3 protein-coding genes are annotated in these 2,718 nt (G+C 63.9%); 2 read left to right on the top strand and 1 reads right to left on the bottom strand.

Features of this window, described 5'->3' with window-relative positions; translation table 11 throughout:
* Positions 1-326: acyl-CoA dehydrogenase family protein (locus tag DES43_RS22085; RefSeq protein ID WP_245514628.1), on the top strand; the 326-nt coding region annotated here is incomplete at its 5' end.
* A gap of 15 nt (positions 327-341) precedes the next feature.
* Here DES43_RS22085 and DES43_RS22080 read toward each other — a convergent pair.
* Positions 342-1,148: an IclR family transcriptional regulator gene (locus tag DES43_RS22080; protein WP_035022420.1), complete on the bottom strand. Its 807-nt coding sequence runs from the start codon at positions 1,146-1,148 to the stop codon at positions 342-344.
* Between the two features lie 221 nt (positions 1,149-1,369).
* On the opposite strand from DES43_RS22080, the gene DES43_RS22075 reads away from it, so the two are divergent.
* Positions 1,370-2,632 (top strand): CaiB/BaiF CoA transferase family protein, encoded by a 1,263-nt coding sequence (locus DES43_RS22075; protein WP_133676449.1) that lies wholly within the window; start codon positions 1,370-1,372, stop codon positions 2,630-2,632.
* The last annotated feature ends 86 nt before the right edge of the window (positions 2,633-2,718 follow it).

Raw genomic sequence — 2,718 nt, 5'->3', positions numbered from 1 at the left:
CCCTGGCGCTCCAACGCCCGAATCCCGTTTTGTGGGCTTCAACACCCGGAGACTACGCCACCCTCTCAAAAGTCCACCACATCCCAGACGGCACCGACGGCGCTGCGATCATCAGACAGACCGCTTCGTGCAAACTGTTCTGTTCCGAAATGGTGGGCCGGGTCGCGGACCGGGCGGTTCAGATTCACGGCGGCGCCGGCTATATGGAAGACTATCCGGTCGAGCACTTCTATCGCGACGTACGCCTCTTCAGGCTGTACGAAGGCACCTCGCAGATCCAGCAGATCATCATCGCGCGCGAAATGACCCGGGAGCTGTCCGGGTGACGGCGGCAGGGCTCTTCATCCGGACGGCCCCTCTCCCGCAAGGGAAAGGCGCAGCCGCTGGACAAGCTGGACGAGCCGTGGGCCGACCTTCTCGATGCAGAATTCGTCGGGCAGAATATCGGCGATCCCCCCGCAGGTGATGGCGAGAACGGGGGATCCGTCCGTCGGCCTGAAAGCGACGCCTACAGCGTTGATGTAACTGTGCCAAACGCCGAAGGCGCTGACGAACCCCGACGACGTGTAGTCTCGGATCGCCTGGTCGACCCTTTTTCGTACGCCATGCGAAGGCGCGTCGGCATCTCTCATGGCGGCGATCAGGGGCTCGCGCTGCGCCGCATCCATCTCGGCGATGTATGCAAGGCCCATGGCGGTGCGGGCGATCGGCACGCGCGAGCCGACATTCAATTGCAGCGTGACGGGAGACATGGACCGGCAGTTTGCCAGGTAGACCATCTCAAGCCCGTCGCGCGTGCCGAGCGCGACCGCCGCGCCCGTCCAGTCGGCGAGCTCCTGCATCAATGGGCGCGCAAGATAGATGACCGGGTTCGAACTGAGCGCGGAATAGCTCAGCGACACGGTGGCGGGCCCAATGCTGTATCGTCCGAGGACGACATCGTAGTGCAGATATCCCAAGCCCACCAGCACGGAGGTCAGCCTGGATATGGTCGCAGCGGGCAGTTGAGTGCGCTCCATCAGGTCCTGATTTCCAAGCCTCGAATCGTCCGGGGTGAACGCGCGGAGTATTTCCAGCCCGCGCGTCAGCGACGTTGCGGAACCGACGGCTTCCTTGCCGTCCTCGCCGGGATTTCTTCTTTTCCTCATGCATCACTCCTGCGTTCAGGCACCATCATAAAAACGGAATTTATTTTCAAATATGATTGACGTCCACACGCTGCGCAGAGAATATGCCCTCCTGGGACGGCCCGCCGGAAGCAGCAGTGCAACGATATTCGAAGGATTGCAATGTTCGGCGCGGGCGGCCTCGCATCCAGCCGGCAACGCCGGGAGGGTCCGCCCCCGGATCCCGCTTTCGGAGACTTCACATGACGAACGACACGCTGCCGCTCGAAGGGATCCGGGTCCTCGATCTCAGCCGCGTGCTCGCCGGCCCCTGGGCCACGATGAGCCTGGCCGACCTGGGGGCGGAGGTCTGGAAGATCGAGAACATCAACGGCGGCGACGACACGCGGGCATGGTCGGTGCCGAACTACAAAGGCGTCAGTACCTACTATCTCTGCGCAAACCGGGGCAAGCACAGCATCGCGATCGACCTCAAGGATGCGCAGGGCCTGAAGATCGTCTTCGACCTCGCGGCCAGGGCGGACGTGGTCGTCGAGAATTTCCGGCCCGGCACAGCCGATCGCCTCGGTCTCGGCTACGATGCCATCTCGGCGCTCAACCCCGGCGTGATCTATTGCTCGATTTCGGGATACGGCCAGACCGGCCCCGAGCGCGACCGGCCGGGCTATGACTTCATCATGCAGGCTGAAAGCGGCCTGATGTCCATCACCGGCGAGGTCGACGGGCCTCCCAACCGCCTCGGCGTCGCCTTCACCGACGTCGTGGCGGGCATGGTCGCGACGCAATCGATACTCGCGGCGCTCTATCAGCGCCGGGAGAGCGGCAAGGGGCAATATATCGACGTCGCCCTGCTCGAATCGGCCCTGAACATGCTCATCAACGTCGGGACCGGCTATCTCAATGCCGGCGTGAAGCCGGTGCGTTTCGGCAATGCGCATCCCACGGTCGTTCCCTACCAGGTCTTCGAGGCGTCGGACGGCGTCTTCGCGCTTGCGGTCGGCAACGACCGGATGTTTGCGGATTTTTGCAACCATGTGCTCGAAAAGTCCGACCTTGCCCGCGATCCGCGCTTTGCCACGGCGCATGGGCGGGCCATCCATCGCCAAGAGCTGATCCCGGGCATCGAGGACCTGCTTCGCCGCAAGCCGTGCCAGCACTGGCTCGACGCCTGCGAGCGGGCGAGCGTTCCGGCCGGGCGCGTGAAAACGGTCTCAGAGGCGCTCGAAAGCCCCAGCGTGACGGAGCGCGGCGTCGTGCAAAGCCTCGACCATCCGGAGCTAGGACCAATCAGGTTGATCCGGGCGGCACACGGCCTTCCGGCACAGGGCAAGGCACAGCTGAAGCCGCCACCGATGCTCGGGGAAGACACCCGCGCCGTGTTGTCTCGTGTTCTCGGGCTTGACGATGCATCCACCGACCGGCTGAGCGCGTCGGGAGCCGTCATGTGCCACACTCCGGGGCCTGTCCATGCAGACCGGCACGAGGGACCGGCCGATTGTCAATGACCGTGGAATCGGGACCCCGTATTTTCGCGCAAAAGGAACCCCGGTTTTGGGTTGATGGAGGGCACGACGGTGAGCGCCCGATCAGG

The organism is Aquamicrobium defluvii (assembly GCF_004363725.1).
GTDB classification, from domain to species: Bacteria; Pseudomonadota; Alphaproteobacteria; order Rhizobiales; family Rhizobiaceae; genus Mesorhizobium; species Mesorhizobium defluvii.
The sequence above is the reverse complement of the archived record's forward strand: the minus strand, read 5'-3'. Positions and strand labels throughout refer to the sequence as shown.